This is a genomic window from Actinoplanes sp. NPDC004185 (assembly GCF_053603475.1).
On record NZ_JBSGFR010000018.1, the window covers coordinates 135,674 to 152,727 of the forward strand.

The window sequence follows — 17,054 nt, forward strand, 5'->3', positions numbered from 1 at the left end:
GGTCCGGAGGCGATGAGCGCCGAGCAGGAGGTGCGGCTCCGGCATCTGGCTGACACCCATGCGGTCATCGCCCGGCTGTCCCAGAACTCGTTCGTCATCCGGGGCTGGTCGGTAACCCTGGTGACGGTGGTCGTCGCGCTGGTCACCACCCAGCGTCCGATCAGCACGGCGCTGACGCTGCTCGCCGTGCCGCCGGCGTTGATCTTCTGGGCGCTGGACGCCTACTACGTCCGGCGGGAGCGGCTGTTCCGCTGCCTGTATGCGGCGATTGGTGCGGGTCTCACCGGTGGCGACGACCCGGGACCCTGGCCGTTCGACATGGCCACGGACCGCTATCACCGGGCCGTGCCTGGTTACGGCCGCACGCTCGCGGCCGGCCACGTCGCCGTGATCCCCACGATGCTGCTCTTTCTCGCCGTCGGACTGGTCTTCGTGCCGCGCTGAGCCGGGTCAGGAAGTGATGTCCTTGCGGGTGAAGCGGTAGAACGCCAGGGACCAGAAAATCGTCGCGTAGCAGACCGCCGAGATGGCGCCCTTCACCACGTCGTCCGTCTGCATCGGGGTCGACAGCAGGCCCAGCCAGGCGTCGCTGTAGTGGGTCGGCAGGAAGTTGCGGATCGAGCCCAGTGCCGTGATCTGGTCCAGGATGCCGGACAGGATCCACAGCAGCACCGCGCCGCCCACCGCGCCCAGGGCCGCGTCTGTCAGGACCGACAGCAGGAACGCCAGGCCGGCCACCACCAGCAGGACCACGGCCAGGTAGCCGAGGATCGCCAGCAGGCGGAGCACGCCCTCGCCGGCCGGGATCTCCGCCGCCACCGTGCTGCCCAGCGGATGCCAGCCGTAGCGCAAAGTGCCGATCAGCAGGGCTGTGCCGGCCAGGGTCAGCAGGGCCAGCAGCGAGTAGCCCAGCGCCACGACCAGCTTCACGCCCAGCAGCCGGGCCCGGGGGACCGGGACGGCCAGCAGATAGCGCAGGCTGCCCCAGCTCGCCTCGCTGGCCACCGTGTCGCCGCAGAACAGGGCGACCACCACGACCAGCAGGAAGCCCGCCGACACGAAGATGCTGAACAGGGCGAAGTTCAGCCCGCCCGAGGTGGCCAGGTCGACCAGGCTGGCGAACGCCCCGCCGCCGTTGTCGTCGTCGCCGTCCCCGCCGAACTCGAAGGCCAGCAGGATGATGACCGGCAGCAGGGCCATGAAGCCCAGCGCCAGTTGGGTCCGGCGGCGGGAGGCCTGCCGGCGTACCTCGGCGAGCAACGGCATGGTGGCCGTCGCCCGGTAGCCCGTCGCAGCCGCGCTCATCGGTCTCCACTTCCTCGCGAGTTGTCGCCCACCAGGGCCAGGAACGCGTCCTCCAGGCGCCGCCGGGGCACCACCCGGTCCACCCCGACGCCGGCGCGCACCAGCGAGGCGACCACCTCGGTACGCGGCGTGCCGTTCATGTCCACGATCAGCCCGGAAGCCCCCTCCGGCGTCACCGACCGCACGTTCAGCCCGGCCAGCACCTGCTCGGCGGCCGGTACGTCGGACACCTCCAGCTGCACCGACGGGCTCTCGCCGACGATGTCGTCGACCGGGCCCGCCGCGACGATCCGGCCCTTGTTCACCACCACCGCGTGGGTGCAGGTCTGCTCCACCTCGGCGAGCAGGTGGCTGGAGACCAGCACCGCCCGGCCGTCGGTCGCGTAGCGCTTCAGGACCCGGCGCATCTCGGCGATCTGTGGCGGGTCGAGCCCGTCCGTGGGCTCGTCCAGCACCAGCAGCTCGGGCAGGCCCAGCATGGCCTGGGCGATCGCCAGCCGCTGCCGCATGCCGTGGCTGTAGTTCTTCGTCTTGCGGTGCACCGAGTCGCCGAGCCCGGCGATCTCCAGCGCCTCGTCGAAGCGGGCGTCCGCCGCCGGCCGGCCGGTCGCCTGCCAGTACGCGTGCAGGTTCTGCAGGCCGGTCAGGTGCGGCAGGAAGCCGGGGCCCTCGACCAGCGCGCCGACCCGGGACAGCACCGGCGAGCCGGGCTCGAGCCGGTGCCCGAAGACCAGTGCGTCGCCCTCGGTCGGCATGGTCAGGCCCATCAGCACCCGCAGCGTGGTGGTCTTGCCCGCGCCGTTGGGGCCGAGCAGGCCGACGACCTGGCCGCGCTCGACGGTGAAGTCGACCCGTTCGACGGCGACGAAACCGTCCCCGTACGCCTTGCGCAGGCCCCGCACGACCAGCGGCGTGTCGGCGTACTCGTCGACCGTCGGGGCCTCGTGGCGGCGCAGCCGGCGGCGGCGCACGACCAGGACCACGACGAGCCCGGCGATGATGACGGCGAGCACGCCCAGCAGCACGTACCGCCAGACGACCTGGGGGTTGGCGATCGGCGTGCCCACCGCCGTGGGCAGGCTGACCGCCGGCTCGACCGCCACGGTGTAGGTCGTGGGGTCCGGCGGCGTCAGGAACGCCTGGTCGGAGGTCGCCACCGTGACCCGGACGGTGTGCCCGGCGTCGATCCGGCGCACGATCGCGGGCAGCGTCACGGTGACCGGCTGGGCCGCGCTCACGTCGGTGGGCAGCCCGGTGAGCCGGACCGGGGCGATCAGTCCGCCGCTGAGGGTGGCGGTGCCGTTCGGGTCGACGTCGTAGAGCTTGACGAACAGCGTCGCCGAGCCGGTCGGGGACGCCGCCCGCAGCCGCACGGTGGGCGCGCCGACCACCTCGATGGCGTCCGTGACCGGCGCCGAGTCGAACTCGGCGTGCTGGCCGGCGAGGTCACCGGCCACACTGCCGAGCAGGGAGCTGAGCTGGCCGCCCACGCCGGGCAGCGAGGACAGTGCGCCCGGATTGCCGTTCGGCGGGTTGGCGATCGGCTGGGCGTCGCCGCTGACGGTGACCTCGGCCCGGCCGGTCCCGGTCAGACCGGGGTACGCCGGATCGGAATACCCGTTGGTGACCAGCCCCCGGTCCAGCGCGCTGAAGCCGGCCACCCGCGAGTAGGTGAAGCTGTTCGCCGGGGTGGCGCCGTCCTTCTTCACGTAGTGGTCGAGCCACTGCGCGGTGAGGAACTTGGTGCGGTCCTGGTCGGTCTGCGGGCCGGAGCCGCCGTCGTGGCCGCCGGTGAACCAGGCGACCCGGACCGGCGTGCCGGTCGCCGCGATGCCCTTCGCGTTGGCGTCGGCCTCCGAGAGCGGGAACAGCGTGTCCACCGCGCCCTGGATGAGCAGCGTGGGCGCCTTGATCTTGTTGAGCACCGGCGCCGGGCTGGAGCGCTGCAGCAGCGCGGTCGTCGCGGCGTCCGGGGTGCCGGTGGTGGCCATCTTGAGGTACGCCGCGCAGACGTCCGCGGCGAAGCGACCACAGGCGGGGTTGGCGACCGGAGCCTGCGGAACCGGCACCGCGCCCGTAGCCAGGGGGCCCGAGCCGCTGCCGAAGAAGAGGCCGGCCCAGCTCTTCTTGAAGACGCCGGGGGCGGTGACCCCGGTCGCGGACTGCGGGAAGAACGCCTTGCCGAGGTCGTTCCAGGTGATCAGCGGGACGATCGCGTCGACCCGGGGGTCCTGGGCGGCGAGCAGCAGGGCCAGCGCGCCGCCGTACGAGCCGCCGACCACGCCGACCCGGGGGTCGCCGGCCGCGTCCGTGCGCACCCGCGGCTGGGCGGCGAGCCAGTCCAGCAGCCGCTGCGCGTCCTTGACCTCGTAGTCCGGGCTGTCCAGGTGGATCTCGCCGCCGCTGCGCCCGAAGCCGCGGGCGGTCCAGGTCAGGACGGCGTACCCGCGGTCGGCCAGCGACTCGGCGTCGTCGCTGACGGACTCCTTGCTGCCGCCGAACCCGTGACCGAGCAGCACCGCCGGCACGTCGCCGCCGCCGGACGGCAGGTAGAACCGGGTGTCCAGGTCGATCGGCTCGGTGCCGGACGGGCCGGAGAGCACGGTCAGCCGCTGGTCCACCGCCGTCCAGGAGTGGCGCTCGGGCAGCGCGGCCCAGCCGATGAGGGCGGCGATCAGGACGAGAGCCACCGAACCGGCCACCACCCGCCGCCGTGTCACTCGGGGCAGGGCACGGCGGAGCCGGGTCGTGAGGGCAGACATGCGGCCCACGCTAGCCGCGGGCCGCTGAGCGGGAGCTGTGAACGTCCCTAGCAGCCCTGCTTGTCGGTGTAGAAGAACTGCACGGCCGGACCCGCGCCGGCGTCGATCGAGGCCACCTTGTCGTCCTTGATCCGGAACAGCAGGGCGTTGCCGCCGTCGACCGCGTACCAGGCGCCGGCGCCGACCCAGTCGTCGAGCTGCTTGCCGCCGGGGTACATGCCCTTGAGCTTGGCGTAGCCGGTGCCGACCTTGGCACCCTTCGGAGTGGTCACCTTCGGGCTGGTCACGGTGAGGCGCTGGAGCTTGCCGCCGGTGAACGCCAGGGCCGGCGAGTGGTACTCATCCAGGCCCTTGGCCGTCGTACAGGTGTCCCTGGTCTTGGTGACCTTGCCCACCAGGCGGGCTGACGTCAGTTCACCCTGCTGGACACCCACCTGGTACGGGCCGATCCCGGCGGGGGTCAGCACGTCGGGGGAGACCGCGGGCTTGCCCCGCGCGGCCCCGCCGCCCTTCTTCGGTGGCTCGGCGGCGGACGTGCCCTCCGTGGGTGGCGTGCCCGGAGCAGCCGGGGAACCCGGTGCGGCCGAGGCTCCCGGGCCACCCAGTCCGCCGTTGGCGGACGGTGCCGCGGAGGCGCCCGGTGCCCGCGCGGCGGGCGTCTTGTCGTCGGAGTCGTCACCGCACCCGGCGGCCCCCAGCAGGGTCAGCGTGACAACGGCCAAAGTGGCGTGACGAAGCCTCATCGCGGTGGTGCCTCCCCGGGCGGCGTACGACGGCTAGCGTGTCAACCTAGTCCCCTCGTCCAAACGGAGGCCTCCCCGGTGCCAGACGACCTCACGCTGACCGTGACCCAGCGGACGGCGGCCCTCGACGCGCGGCGCGGCATCGTCCGCCTGCACCCCGAGGTGATGGCCGCGCTCGCCATCAATCCGGGCGATCCGCTGCGCCTGGCCGGCCGGCGGACCACCGCGGGTCTCGCCGCGCGGGCCGAGCCGACAGCGAGCCGGGCCCTGCTCTACGCCGACGATCTGATCATCGGCAATCTGGGCCTGCGCGACGGCGGCCAGGTGACCGTGACGCCCGTGCCGGTCGTCCAGGCGCGGCGGGTCACGCTGACCGGCCCGGCCGAGATCGTCGCGGTGGTGTCGCCGGAGATGCTGCGCCTGGCGCTGCTGGGCAAGGTGGTCACCGCGGGCGACAACGTCTCGCTGCTGCCGCAGGACGTGCTGCTCGACGCGGGCAACCGGTCGCTGGTCGAGGCCGCCCGGCGCAGCCTGGCCAACCGGGTCGGCTACGCCTGGACCAGCACGCTGCTCACGGTGGTCGCGGTCGAGGACGCCGATGCCGCTCTGGTCACGATGGACACGGTGGTGGGCTGGCAGGACGGGGAGTTCTCGACCGTACGGGACCAGCCGGCACCCACCGCCGAGGTTGCCCGGCAGCCCGCCTCCACCGATCCCGAGACGCCCCCGCCCAGCCTGGACGACCTGCCCGGGCTGCGTACCCAGGCCCAGGAGCTGATCGAGCTGCTCGACCTCGGCTTCCACCACGGCGAGGTGCTCGGCCGGCTGGGCACCACGGTGTCGCTCGGGGTGCTGGTCACGGGTCCGGCCGGCTCGGGCAAGTCGGCGCTGGTGCACGCGGTCGCCGCGAACGTCGGCGCGACCGTGCTGGCGGTCTGGGGCCCGGAGCTGGCGGCGCTGACCAACGACTCGGCCGCGGCCCGGCTGCGCGAGCTGGCCCGGGACGCCCGCGCCGGCGGTCCGACGGTGTTGCTGATCGCCGACGTCGAGGCGCTCGCCCCGCGTGACGAGCCCGGCCCGCTGTCCACGGTGTTCCGGCAGGTGCTGGGTGAGCTGCTGCGTGCCGGGGGCGCGGTGGTGTGCACGACCAGCCGCCCGGAGGCGGTGGACACCGGGCTGCGGGCGCCGGATCTGCTGGCCGTGCAGCTGGCGGTGCCGTTGCCGGACGCGGCGATGCGGCGCGAGCAGCTGCGGGTGCTGACCCGGGGCATGCCGCTGGCCGAGGACGTGCGGCTGGACGACATCGCCGGGCGTACCCCGGGCTTCGTCGCCGCGGACCTGGGTGCGCTGGCCCGAGAGGCCGGGGTACGCGCCGCGCTGCGCCAGAAGGAGGCCGAGTCGCCCACCGTGACCATGGCCGACTTCGAGGGCGCGCTGGACGTGATCCGGCCGACCTCGATGGCCGAGTCGACGCTGGAGGTCGCCCAGGTCACGCTGGACGACGTCGGTGACATGGCCGAGGTCAAGCAGACCCTGACCGAGTCGGTGCTGTGGCCGCTGACCTATCCCGACACGTTCGCCCGGCTCGGGGTGCAGCCGCCGCGCGGTGTCCTGCTCTACGGCCCGCCCGGCTGCGGAAAGACATACCTGGTCAAGGCGATCGCCGGCACCGGCAAGGCCAACGTGCTGTCGGTCAAGGGCGCCGAGTTGCTCAACAAGTGGGTCGGTGAGAGCGAGCGGGCGGTCCGGGAGCTCTTCCGGCGGGCCCGCGAGGCCGCGCCGACCCTGGTCTTCCTGGACGAGGTGGACGCACTGGCGCCGACCCGCGGCCAGTCCACCGACGGCGGCACGACCGACCGGGTCGTGGCCGCGCTGCTGACCGAGCTGGACGGGGTGGAGTCGCTGCGCAACGTGGTGGTGATCGGCGCGACGAACCGGCCCGACCTGATCGACCCGGCGCTGCTGCGGCCGGGCCGGCTGGAGCGGCTGGTCTTCGTGCCGCCGCCGGACGGCGAGGCACGGGCGGCCATCCTGCGGGCCTCGGCCAAGTCCGTGCCGCTGGACAGCGCCGTCGACCTGGATGAGCTGGGGGCCGAGCTGGAGGGCTTCTCCGCCGCGGACTGTGCCGCGTTGATCCGCGAGGCGGCGCTGTCGGCGATGCGGGAGTCGCTGGACGCCTCCACGGTCACCGCCGAGCACGTGGCGACCGCCCGTAAGCGGGTGCGGGCCTCGCTCGACCCGGTGCAGGTCGCGTGGCTGGAGGCCTATGCCTCCACGCACGCCCCCGGCTAGCGGCGGCGGGTGCGGGCCCGGGTCGAGCGCAGCCGGCGCAACCGGCCGATCAGGACCGGGTCGTGGGCCAGCGCCGCCGGGTTGTCCAGCAGGCCGTTGAGCAGCTGGTAGTAGCGCGTCGAGGAGAGGCCGAAGGCGTCACGGACGGCCTGCTCCTTGGCGCCGGCGTGCTTCCACCACTTGCTCTCGAACGCGAGGATCTGCACCTCGCGCTCGGTGAGGGCGGGCGCTTCGACGGGCGGCTCGGCCGGGGTCTCCTCGCGGGGAGCGGGCACGTGCTGCTGCTGGTTGAGAGAGGCGTCGGGCTGCATGGCGCTCCTGGGCGGTGGGAGAGCACGCACAGATGTACGAAGGGGATCGCCAGCATAGTGGCAGCCGGCGATCCCCGCCGTCCGTGAGTGCCGATCCAGCCGAAGCTACCTTAAGTGATGTCTCGGCTACGCATAGTCCACATAGCGGCCCCCACAACGAGGAGCACCACCGCCGCCAGCGCCCCGCCGGCCATCGGCCACGTGATGGTGACCGTGGCCGGCTCGCACCCGGCCGTGCTGGAGTAGTCGCACGAGTCCCAGTCGGTGGCCACGGCCGACTTGTCCATCCAGGCCTGGGTCCACACCGGCACCAGGTACGCCTCCACGAACGGCACCTTGGCCAGCGTCAGCACGGTGCCGAGGCCGAACTGGAACACGATGATCGCCCCGATCGCCGCGCCCAGGGCCATCGCCGTGTGCCGGCCCAGCGAGGCGAGCCCGAAGCCCACCGCGCCCGCCACCAGCACCAGCACCAGACCGCGTAGCTCCATGAGCAGGATCGACTGCCAGGCGCCCGAGGTCATCCCGGCCAGCGTGCCGCGCAACTGTGCGGTCAGCGCGAACAGACCCGTCCACACCGCGGAGACCACCACCGTGAACGCGGCCAGGCTCACCAGCAACGCGCCGAGCTTGGTGCCCAGCACCTGCAGCCGCCGCGGTCGCCACAGCAGCAGGTTCATCATGCCGCCGCTGCTCCACTCGGCGCCCACATAGGTCGCGCCGATCACGAAGGCCATCACCGCCAGCAACGCGGCCAGCGCGGTCACCAGGAAACCGAACTGCTCGCGGAAGGTGAACGTCGGGTCCATGAACCACTCGGCGCGGAAGTCGTCCCGGACCGGCTGGTAGATCTGGTCGCAGGGCGGATAGTTCTGCGCCGCCGGTGTGCCCTGGGCCGCCTGGCAGTCCGCCGTCTCCTTGGTCGCCTGCCGGACGGCCATCTGGTACTGGCTGTCGGCCTCGGCCTGCGCGGCGGCGAGCCGCTCGGGCGACGCCTTGTGGTTGGTGAAGAACATCCCGGCCACGATGGCGGCCAGCACGAGCAGCGTGCCGAGCACGAAGAACCGGGTGAACCGGCGCTTGGTCAGCCGGCGGGTCTCCGCCGTGTAGAGGCTCACTGACCCCACCCGCCGTTGATCGCCGGGGCAGCCGCGGACTCGTCGACCTGGCGATGCTCACCCTCGACCGGCGCGGTGCCGGTGAGCTCCAGGAAGACGCTCTCCAGGTCGACTGCGACCGGGGCCAGCTCGCTGACGTAGACGCCGCGGGCGGCGAGCGTCCGGGTGATGGCTCCGGGCTGCGCGATGCCGCTGACCATGAGGTGATCCGGCTCGACGACGACCTGGGCGCCGATCTCCCGCAGCGCCCCGGCCGAGCTGGTCAGGTCGGCGAGCGACTCGACGCGGACCCGTACCGAGGAGGTGGCGTGCTGGGCCAGCACGTCGGCGACCCCACCGGCCGCCACCCGGCGCCCGGCCGAGATGATCGTGACGGAGTCGCAGATGAGCTGGATCTCGCCGAGGATGTGGCTGGAGAGCACCACGGTCATCCCCGACTCGGCCAGGTTGCGCATCAGCGTGCGCATCTCGCGGATGCCGCCCGGGTCCAGGCCGTTCGCCGGTTCGTCCAGAATCAACAGCCGCGGGTTCTTGAGCAGGGCGGACGCGACCGCGAGGCGCTGCTTCATGCCCAGCGAGTAGGTCTTGACCCGGTCGGTGGCCCGGTCGCGCAGCCCGACCAGCTCCAGCACCTCGTCGACCCGCACCCGCTCGACGCCGCCGGCGTCGGCCAGCAGGGAGAGGGTGTCACGGGCGGAGAAGTTGCCGAAGAACTGCGGGCTCTCCACGATGGCGCCGACCAGGCCGGCGACCTCGGGCAGGGCCTGCGGCACCTCCCGGCCCAGCAGGGCCATCCGGCCGCCGTTGGGCCGGATCAGGCCGAGCAGGGTACGCAGCGTGGTGGTCTTGCCCGAGCCGTTGGGCCCCAGGAAGCCGTGCACCTGCCCGGCCTCGACGACCATGTCGAAGCCGTCCAGCGCCCGGCGCACCCCCTTGCGGCTGCGATAGGTCTTGCGCAGGCCCTGTATCTCGAGGACAGCATTCACGCCGTCACCCTATTCACTCTCCGCCACCGTTCCGCCGGGTTGCGCCGTGCACGGACCTGGCAGGGTGAGGGTGGCCGTTCATGAGCCGCCAGGCGATTGGCCGCCCTCGCCCGGTCTCGGCGGGAGCGACGGTCAGCACCAGGCAACCAGGCACGACATGAATTTGATCTTGGTTGTCCCGGAAACGAGGAAGGACGTCGCTCACACCTCGGGATGCTTGGCAGCGCTTTGGCCGCCCACGCCGTAAGGTGTGGGTCACAACTGAATACCTCATCCAGAGGGGCTGAGGGAACGGCCCGATGACGCCCCGGCAACCACCACACATGTCTCGATGACGAGGCCCAGCGTGTGGCAGGTGCTAATTCCGTCCCCACGTGCGTCCACCGACGCCGGGGGAAAGATGAGAAGGAGCCTCATTGTGACGTCCACCGTCGACGCCCCCCGCCAGTCCACCAGCCCCGCCCGTGCCCTTGTGTGCCGTGGGTGCGGCGCCGAGTTCCCGCTGGCTGCGCAGCACGCCTGTTATGAGTGTTTCGGCCCCCTCGAGGTCGCCTACGACCCCGCCGCGCTGGCTGCGGTCACCCGCGAGCAGATCGAGGCCGGCCCGCAGAACATCTGGCGCTACGCCGCCCTGCTGCCCACCGGCCAGGACCCGGCCACCCGCGTCACCCTCGACCCCGGCCTGACCCCTCTGGTCAGCGCGGCCGCGCTGGCCGCCGAGGTCGGCCTGCGGGCCCCGCTGTGGGTCAAGGACGACTCGGCCAACCCGACCCACTCCTTCAAGGACCGGGTCGTCTCGGTGGCCCTCACCGCCGCCCGCGAGCTCGGCTTCACCCGCTTCGCCTGCGCCTCCACCGGCAACCTGGCCAACTCCGTGGCCGCGCACGCCGCCCGGGCCGGGGTGCCCTCGATCGTCTTCATCCCGGGCGACCTGGAGCAGGGCAAGGTCATCACCACCGCGGTGTACGGCGGCGAACTGGTCGCCATCGACGGCTCCTACGACGACGTCAACCGGCTCTGCGGCGAGCTGGTCGAGACCGACGAGTTCGAGGACACCGCCTTCGTCAACGTGAACGTGCGCCCGTTCTACGCCGAGGGTTCCAAGACTCTGGGTTACGAAGTGGCCGAGCAGCTCGGCTGGCGGATCCCGGCCCAGGTGGTCGTGCCGATGGCCAGCGGCGAGCTGCTCACCAAGATCGACAAGGCGTTCACCGAGCTGGTGGAGATCGGCCTGGTCGAGGCCCCCGAGGGTGGCTGGACCGTCTTCGGCGCCCAGTCGGCCGGCTGCAACCCCATCGCCACCGCGCTGCACAACGGCACCGACCAGATCATCCCGGTCAAGCCGACCGGCATCGCCAAGTCGCTCAACATCGGCGACCCGGCCGCCGGCGCGTACGCCATCGAGGCCGTGACCCGCACCGGAGGCTGGATGGACTACGCCGACGACGACGAGATCCGCGACGCCATCCAGCTGCTCGCCCGCACGACCGGCGTGTTCGCCGAGACCGCCGGCGGGGTGACCGTGGCCGTGCTCAGGAAGCTGGTGGCCGGCGGCAAGCTCGACCCGGACAAGGAGACGGTGGTCTACAACACCGGCGAGGGCCTCAAGACCCTGGACGCCGTCGCGGGCCAGGTCGGACCCACCCACCGGATCAAGCCGTCGCTCCGCGGCGCCCGGGATGCCGGCCTGCTCGGGTGACACTGAGTAGTCAGCACTCTGCCTAACGTCGAGAATTCCTACCCGCGAGGACTTGCGCGGCGATCCTCGGCTCGGCAGGATGCTCTACGCGGGAGGACGCGACGCCGTACGCGGCCCCACTTTCGAGCTTGGCGACAATCTCCTAGGGGCCCAACGACCCAGTGCCGGAGGCGCTGTGCGCGCGTCCTCCCGACCAAATCTCAGTCGCGGTGTGATGCGCGGCGGCGCACTCTGTCGGGATGCTGCGCATAGTCCCCCTCGTCGACGAGCGGGCGGCCTACGAGATCGACCGGGCCGCCGCCGGAGCCGAAGCCCCCGACATCCCGTTCAGCACCTTCGAGACCTACAGCACCCGGCTGCGGCACGCGTGGCCCGGCAGCAAGACGGAGCAGTACCTCGCCGTCCGTGACGGAACCCCGGCCGGCCACCTGGAGCTGTTCCTGCCGCAGCTCGACAACCTGGCCAACGTCAACGTCGAGCTCTTCGTCCACCCGGATCACCGCCGCCGGGGAACCGGGCGGGCCCTGCTCTCCTTCGCGGTGAGCCGCACCGAGGCGCTCGGCCGCCGGCATCTGATCGGCGAGGCGGTGAACGCCGAGGCCTTCGCGAAAGCCGTGGGCGCGATCCCGGCGCTGGTGGAGATCCGCAGCCGGCTGGACCTCACCGGCGCCCTGCCCGACGACAGCCCCGCGGCGGCCGGCTACCGGCTCGTCCGATGGTCGGGTGAGGCGCCCGAGGAGCTGCTGGACGACATCGGCTACCTGGACAGCCGGCTCAACGAGGACGCGCCCACCGGCGAACTGGCCGTGGAGTCCGAGAAAGTGGACGCCGCCCGGGTCCGTGCGGCCGAGGAGACGCTGCGCATCCGGAGGCGTACGACGTTCCACACCGGCGCTGTGCACGAGGAGAGCGGACGCCTCGTCGCCTGGACGATGATCGCGATCGAGAACGACACCGACTGGCACGCCTGGCAGAACATCACCATCGTCGACCCGGACCACCGCGGACACGGCCTCGGGCTGACGATCAAGAACCACAACCTGCGGTACGCGCGTACGGCCCGCCCCGGCCTGCGGGCGATCGACACCTCCAACGCCGAGGAGAACGAGCACATGCTCCGGATCAACCGGGCGATGGGCTTCCGGCCGGTGGATCGCTGGACCCAGTGGCAGCTGACCGTCTGAACCGGCGCAGCCCCGGCCGCAGCGGAGCCACCCGGTAACCGCCGTGCTCCAGGCCCGCGTGCCGCTCGAAGGCGTTGCGCGTGCCGTAGGTGCCGGTCATCGCCCACGAATAGCCGCAGGACAGCCAGTACGCCGGCCAGAACAGCGGACCCAGCAGCGCGTACTGCCCGGCGTGCCGGCTCTCGTGGGCCAGCAGCGCGGCGCGGCTCTCGTCCAGCAGCCACTCGGCCGTACGCCGGGTGATGATCACCGAGCCGATGGTGAAGCAGGTCGCCGGGGGCGCCTTGCGGCGGTAGCCCTCCGCGATCAGGATGCCGCCGGGGCCGCGGCGCACCTTGGCGCCCGTCAGCGCGGCGATGCCCAGGCCGACCAGCGTGGTGCCGTTCACTGCGGTCAGCACGGTGCGGGCCAGGGGCCACCTGGCGCCCATCAGGCCCGCCGGCGCATCTGCAACTCCAGCAGACCCGGGACGACCGGGTGCGGCACCCGTACGCCGGTGTCCTCGAAGCCCAGCCGCTCGTACGCCCGGACCGCCCGGTCGTTGCCGACCACGACCTCGAGCATCAGCTCACCGCGGCCCATCGCCACCGACCACTCGGCCACCGCCTCGACCAGCTCGCGCAGCACCCCCCGGCCGCGCTGGGGCGGTGTGATGTAGACCGCGAAGACGACCGTCGCGCGCGGATCCTCCGGCAGCACCGTGCCGCCCGCGTGGCCGATCAGCCGGCCCCCGGGATCGGCCACGAACTGGGCCAGCTGGCCGCCGGTGGACGCCTGCACGATCCGGCGCCGGTAGTCGGCGTGCGGCCGGGCCGCGGCCTGGGCCAGGGTCTCCAGGAAGGCGAGCGGGCTGTCGGCCAGCATCTCCAGCCGCAGCGCACGCATCCGGCCCGCGTCGGCGGGAGTGACCCGGTGCACGGTCATGGTGGGCGCGACAGTGCTGGTCATGATGCTCTGCCTACCTCGTCGCCCAGGTGGGGGCAAGTCGGACGCCGATATGTGACCGCCGCGGGCACCCGTGCGGGCGGTCCGTTCTGCTTGCACTCGCCCCAGCAGAGTGCTAAACAAGTGATTGGCACTCGCGCCATGTGAGTGCCAGCAGGTCGGGACGGTGGGGTCACGGCTGCGGCACCGCCATCGGTGCCGGGGCACGGGACCGGTCGTCGCGGGCTATCCGGCTCGGCCTGAGGACGTCACATCGCCAGGTGGTGACGTCCGCATGGTTCTCAACGTGCGGAAAGCGGGCCGGACCGGCCCGGCGCCGCGAATGTCCAGGAGGACAAAGCCGTATGGCCAAGATCATCGCATTTGACGAGGAAGCTCGTCGCGGCCTCGAGAGTGGTATGAACCAGCTCGCCGACGCCGTCAAGGTGACGCTCGGCCCCAAGGGCCGCAACGTCGTGCTCGAGAAGAAGTGGGGCGCTCCCACCATCACCAACGATGGTGTGTCGATCGCCAAGGAGATCGAGCTCGAGGGCACCTTCGAGAAGATCGGCGCCGAGCTGGTCAAGGAGGTCGCCAAGAAGACCGACGACGTGGCCGGCGACGGCACGACGACGGCGACCGTCCTGGCCCAGGCCCTGGTTCGCGAGGGCCTGCGCAACGTCGCGGCCGGCGCCAACCCGATGGCCCTCAAGCGGGGCATCGAGGCCGCCGTCTCCGCCGTCTCCGACGAGCTGAGCAAGCTCGCCAAGGACGTGGAGACCAAGGAGCAGATCGCCTCCACCGCCTCCATCTCCGCCGGTGACTCCACGGTCGGCGAGATCATCGCCGAGGCCATGGACAAGGTCGGCAAGGAAGGCGTCATCACCGTCGAGGAGAGCAACACCTTCGGGCTCGAGCTGGAGCTCACCGAGGGCATGCGCTTCGACAAGGGCTACATCTCGGCGTACTTCATGACCGACGCCGAGCGTATGGAGGCCGTCTTCGACGACCCGTACATCCTCATCGCGAACAGCAAGATCTCCGCGGTCAAGGACCTGCTCCCCGTCCTCGAGAAGGTCATGCAGGGCGGCAAGCCGCTCATCATCATCGCCGAGGACGTCGAGGGCGAGGCCCTGGCCACCCTGGTCGTCAACAAGGTCCGTGGCACCTTCAAGTCCGTCGCCGTCAAGGCCCCGGGCTTCGGTGACCGCCGCAAGGCCATGCTCGACGACATCGCCATCCTCACCGGTGGCACGGTCATCAGCGAAGAGGTCGGCCTCAAGCTCGACGCCGCCGACCTGAGCCTGCTGGGCCAGGCCCGCAAGGTGGTCATCACCAAGGACGAGACGACCATCGTCGACGGTGCCGGCAACGCCGAGCAGATCCAGGGCCGGGTCAACCAGATCCGCGCCGAGATCGAGAAGTCGGACTCCGACTACGACCGCGAGAAGCTGCAGGAGCGCCTGGCCAAGCTGGCCGGCGGCGTCGCGGTCATCAAGGTCGGCGCGGCCACCGAGGTCGAGCTCAAGGAGCGCAAGCACCGCATCGAGGACGCCGTCCGCAACGCGAAGGCGGCCGTCGAAGAGGGCATCGTCCCCGGCGGCGGTGTGGCGCTCGTGCAGGCCGGCAAGACCGCGTTCGACAAGCTCGACCTGGTCGGCGACGAGGCCACCGGCGCGAACATCGTCAAGGTCGCGCTCGACGCGCCGCTGCGCCAGATCGCCGTCAACGCCGGCCTCGAGGGCGGCGTCGTGGTGGAGAAGGTCCGCAACCTCGAAGCGGGTCACGGCCTGAACGCCGCCAACGGCGAGTACGTCGACCTGCTGGCCGCGGGCATCATCGACCCGGCCAAGGTCACCCGCTCGGCGCTGCAGAACGCCGCGTCGATCGCCGCGCTGTTCCTCACGACCGAGGCTGTCGTGGCGGACAAGCCGGAGAAGAACCCGGCTCCGGCCGGTGCTCCGGGTGGCGGGGACATGGACTTCTAAGTCCTTCGCTTTCCTTCAGAGGCGGGTCGCCCGGTTTTCGGGCGGCCCGTCTTTGGTTGCCCCCAAGCCGGTTGTGGTCCAGATCGCCGGCTATCTCACGAAGGTCGGCTGGCCGGCGCGGCATCGCGCACGGCTTGCGCCGCGACGCGGCTGCGCCTGGCGCTTCGGATCGACCAAGGGCCTGCGATGGCCCAGAAGGCGACGGCGAGCCACCACCACGGCCCGTTCAGGACCACATTGAGCACGGCCACGGCGATCATCAGGCCGAACACCGCGATCACGGCCGCAGGTGCCATCGTGCGGCGTAGCCGCCGGTCCACCAGCCGGGAGACAGATGGATGCAGTCGTACGTCGTCCGGCCACCGCCCGGCGTCCACGCTGCGCACGACCGTGAACCTCTCCTCCGGGGTCAGGACGGCCCCTTCGGCTCCGAAGATCCGTCGCTCGTAGGACCTGATGAGAAGACCCGACACGATCGCGAGCAGCACTGCCGCGGCCGCCGCGCCGATGATCTGCCCTGTCGGGTCGGAATCGTCGTCGCTCGCCCACGAGAAGACGAACATGACCGTTCCGAGGGCCAGGCCGACGACCGCCCCGCGCGTCCACCAGGAAAGCTGAAGCCACCGCTGGGTCCACCGCCCGACGGTCAGCTGCTCGTATTCATCCCCGTCATTCATGGCCGTTCTCTTCCCGGCTGCTGCGGCTCACAACCCGCCGTGTCAGGTCAGAGCTGTTTGCGGTAGAGGAGGAAGACGCGTTCGACTCGGGCGGCTACTGCCTTCGCGTAGAACGGGAGGGGGCCGACCCAGCCGATCTGGGCATGGGTGTGGCCCGCGGCTCGTTGGTCGGCCAGGCAGCGGCGGAGCAGCAGGGCGCCGATTCCTGATCCTCGGGCGGCCGGTGCGGTGCCCATCGGACCGAACCAGGACGGGCGTGACGAGCCGTACGCGGCGAAGCCCAGGATCGCCCCGTCCTTGGCCAGCGCCAGGTGGCAGCCGGCCTGGTCCCGCCCCACGGAGTGGGTGATCTCGCCGGCCCAGCCCTCACCGAAGTTCGCCAGCGTGAAGCGGACCAGTGCTGGGAGGTCCTCAGCGCCCGCTCGGCGGATGGTGATGCCCTCGCCGGCCAGCCGCGCCTCGTCCTCTGCCGTCGCGCCCGGTGCGGCTCCGGAGGCTTCCGTCGTCAGGTCCACGGTCATGTTCCAGGCGGGCTGGTCCTGCTCGAAGCCGAACGCCATGGCCGCGCAGATCGCCGGGGTGTAGCGCACGTCGATGCCCGGCCAGGCGTAGTACGGCGCGTTGCCGGCGATCACGACGTCGCCCGCACCGAGGCCGGCCAGCGCGCCCTCGACCCGGGACACCAGCGCCCGGGCCACGCCGCGGCGGCGTTCCTGCGGGTCCACGGCGATCAGGTCGACGTGGCCGATCGAGCGGTCCCGGTGCGACACCGAGCCCAGCACCACCCCGATCACCCGGCCGCCGGTCACCGATACCGGCTCCCCGGACAGGGCCGCCCCGGCGGCGGCGCTCGCGCCGGCTGAGCGCAGGGCGATGAATCCGGTGATCCGGCGGGGAGCGGCCGACCAGCCGTCGGTGCCGGTGGTCTCGCGCAGGCGCAGCACGATCTCCGCGGCCTCGGCGGCGTCCTCGGGCAGATCCAGGGCGCTCCGGCAGAGCGCCACCACGGCGGGTACGTCGTCGTCGGTCAGTTCGGAGATCCAGAACTCGCTGTCCACAACCGCC

15 protein-coding genes and 1 riboswitch are annotated in these 17,054 nt (G+C 71.8%); of the genes, 5 read left to right on the forward strand and 10 right to left on the reverse strand.

All coding sequences use genetic code 11. The annotated features are described in order from the left end of the window. Positions 1-12 precede the first annotated feature (12 nt). Positions 13-444: a hypothetical protein gene (locus ACWEOZ_RS20270; protein ID WP_451912211.1), complete on the forward strand. Its 432-nt coding sequence runs from the start codon at positions 13-15 to the stop codon at positions 442-444. A gap of 6 nt (positions 445-450) precedes the next feature. Here the strand turns inward: ACWEOZ_RS20270 and ACWEOZ_RS20275 are convergent, their stop codons facing one another. From ACWEOZ_RS20275 to ACWEOZ_RS20285, 3 genes are read right to left on the reverse strand one after another with little or no spacing between them, the layout of a single operon-like run. Beyond that, positions 451-1,305: an ABC transporter permease gene (locus tag ACWEOZ_RS20275; RefSeq protein ID WP_451912212.1), complete on the reverse strand. Its 855-nt coding sequence runs from the start codon at positions 1,303-1,305 to the stop codon at positions 451-453. Continuing rightward, on the reverse strand, positions 1,302-4,067 hold the full coding sequence (locus tag ACWEOZ_RS20280) for an alpha/beta fold hydrolase (RefSeq protein ID WP_451912213.1): 2,766 nt from the start codon (positions 4,065-4,067) through the stop codon (positions 1,302-1,304). The genes ACWEOZ_RS20275 and ACWEOZ_RS20280 overlap by 4 nt, the downstream gene beginning before the upstream one ends. Positions 4,068-4,114: 47 nt before the next feature. After that, entirely contained in the window at positions 4,115-4,810 is a 696-nt protein-coding gene (locus tag ACWEOZ_RS20285; RefSeq protein ID WP_451912214.1) for a hypothetical protein, read from the reverse strand. A 78-nt stretch (positions 4,811-4,888) separates the two neighbouring features. Between ACWEOZ_RS20285 and ACWEOZ_RS20290 the strand changes: the two genes are divergently transcribed. Beyond that, a complete protein-coding gene (locus tag ACWEOZ_RS20290) occupies positions 4,889-7,102 on the forward strand; it encodes an AAA family ATPase (protein ID WP_451912215.1) in 2,214 nt (737 codons plus the stop codon). Here ACWEOZ_RS20290 and ACWEOZ_RS20295 read toward each other — a convergent pair. From ACWEOZ_RS20295 to ACWEOZ_RS20305, 3 genes are read right to left on the reverse strand one after another with little or no spacing between them, the layout of a single operon-like run. Beyond that, positions 7,099-7,512, reverse strand: a complete 414-nt coding sequence (locus ACWEOZ_RS20295; RefSeq protein ID WP_451912248.1) for a DUF3263 domain-containing protein — start codon at positions 7,510-7,512, stop codon at positions 7,099-7,101. The genes ACWEOZ_RS20290 and ACWEOZ_RS20295 overlap by 4 nt on opposite strands. An 11-nt stretch (positions 7,513-7,523) precedes the next feature. Next, the gene (locus ACWEOZ_RS20300; protein ID WP_451912216.1) at positions 7,524-8,531 is read right to left on the reverse strand and encodes an ABC transporter permease subunit; all 1,008 of its coding nucleotides are present in this window, start codon (positions 8,529-8,531) and stop codon (positions 7,524-7,526) included. Next, positions 8,528-9,517: an ATP-binding cassette domain-containing protein gene (locus ACWEOZ_RS20305; RefSeq protein ID WP_451912217.1), complete on the reverse strand. Its 990-nt coding sequence runs from the start codon at positions 9,515-9,517 to the stop codon at positions 8,528-8,530. The genes ACWEOZ_RS20300 and ACWEOZ_RS20305 overlap by 4 nt, the downstream gene beginning before the upstream one ends. Positions 9,518-9,784: 267 nt before the next feature. Next, a riboswitch (SAM riboswitch) is annotated at positions 9,785-9,924 on the forward strand. Between the two features lie 11 nt (positions 9,925-9,935). On the opposite strand from ACWEOZ_RS20305, the gene thrC reads away from it, so the two are divergent. Continuing rightward, positions 9,936-11,216 (forward strand): threonine synthase, encoded by a 1,281-nt coding sequence (gene thrC / locus ACWEOZ_RS20310; RefSeq protein ID WP_451912218.1) that lies wholly within the window; start codon positions 9,936-9,938, stop codon positions 11,214-11,216. Between the two features lie 239 nt (positions 11,217-11,455). Then, entirely contained in the window at positions 11,456-12,400 is a 945-nt protein-coding gene (locus ACWEOZ_RS20315) for a GNAT family N-acetyltransferase (RefSeq protein ID WP_451912219.1), read from the forward strand. Here ACWEOZ_RS20315 and ACWEOZ_RS20320 read toward each other — a convergent pair. Further along, positions 12,339-12,830, reverse strand: a complete 492-nt coding sequence (locus ACWEOZ_RS20320; protein ID WP_451912220.1) for a hypothetical protein — start codon at positions 12,828-12,830, stop codon at positions 12,339-12,341. The genes ACWEOZ_RS20315 and ACWEOZ_RS20320 overlap by 62 nt on opposite strands. After that, the gene (locus tag ACWEOZ_RS20325; RefSeq protein WP_451912221.1) at positions 12,830-13,348 is read right to left on the reverse strand and encodes an N-acetyltransferase family protein; all 519 of its coding nucleotides are present in this window, start codon (positions 13,346-13,348) and stop codon (positions 12,830-12,832) included. Before ACWEOZ_RS20325 ends, ACWEOZ_RS20320 begins: the two co-directional genes overlap by 1 nt. 341 nt (positions 13,349-13,689) lie before the next feature. Between ACWEOZ_RS20325 and groL the strand changes: the two genes are divergently transcribed. Next, positions 13,690-15,312, forward strand: coding sequence for a chaperonin GroEL (gene groL, locus ACWEOZ_RS20330; RefSeq protein WP_360545912.1), 1,623 nt, complete (start codon positions 13,690-13,692; stop codon positions 15,310-15,312). A 95-nt stretch (positions 15,313-15,407) separates the two neighbouring features. Here groL and ACWEOZ_RS20335 read toward each other — a convergent pair whose 3' ends face one another. Beyond that, complete coding sequence (locus tag ACWEOZ_RS20335) at positions 15,408-15,875, reverse strand: hypothetical protein (protein WP_451912222.1); 468 nt, start codon at positions 15,873-15,875, stop codon at positions 15,408-15,410. A 161-nt stretch (positions 15,876-16,036) separates the two neighbouring features. Continuing rightward, entirely contained in the window at positions 16,037-17,047 is a 1,011-nt protein-coding gene (locus ACWEOZ_RS20340) for a GNAT family N-acetyltransferase (RefSeq protein ID WP_451912223.1), read from the reverse strand. Positions 17,048-17,054: the final 7 nt, after the last annotated feature.

Bases quoted from the DNA above. Each gene is read 5' to 3' on its own strand.
- ACWEOZ_RS20270 (WP_451912211.1), top strand. From the start codon at position 13: ATGAGCGCCGAGCAGGAGGTGCGGCTCCGGCATCTGGCTGACACCCAT.
- ACWEOZ_RS20275 (WP_451912212.1), bottom strand. From the start codon at position 1,305: ATGAGCGCGGCTGCGACGGGCTACCGGGCGACGGCCACCATGCCGTTG.
- ACWEOZ_RS20280 (WP_451912213.1), bottom strand. From the start codon at position 4,067: ATGTCTGCCCTCACGACCCGGCTCCGCCGTGCCCTGCCCCGAGTGACA.
- ACWEOZ_RS20285 (WP_451912214.1), bottom strand. From the start codon at position 4,810: ATGAGGCTTCGTCACGCCACTTTGGCCGTTGTCACGCTGACCCTGCTG.
- ACWEOZ_RS20315 (WP_451912219.1), top strand. From the start codon at position 11,456: ATGCTGCGCATAGTCCCCCTCGTCGACGAGCGGGCGGCCTACGAGATC.
- ACWEOZ_RS20320 (WP_451912220.1), bottom strand. From the start codon at position 12,830: ATGGGCGCCAGGTGGCCCCTGGCCCGCACCGTGCTGACCGCAGTGAAC.
- ACWEOZ_RS20325 (WP_451912221.1), bottom strand. From the start codon at position 13,348: ATGACCAGCACTGTCGCGCCCACCATGACCGTGCACCGGGTCACTCCC.
- groL (WP_360545912.1), top strand. From the start codon at position 13,690: ATGGCCAAGATCATCGCATTTGACGAGGAAGCTCGTCGCGGCCTCGAG.
- ACWEOZ_RS20335 (WP_451912222.1), bottom strand. From the start codon at position 15,875: ATGTTCGTCTTCTCGTGGGCGAGCGACGACGATTCCGACCCGACAGGG.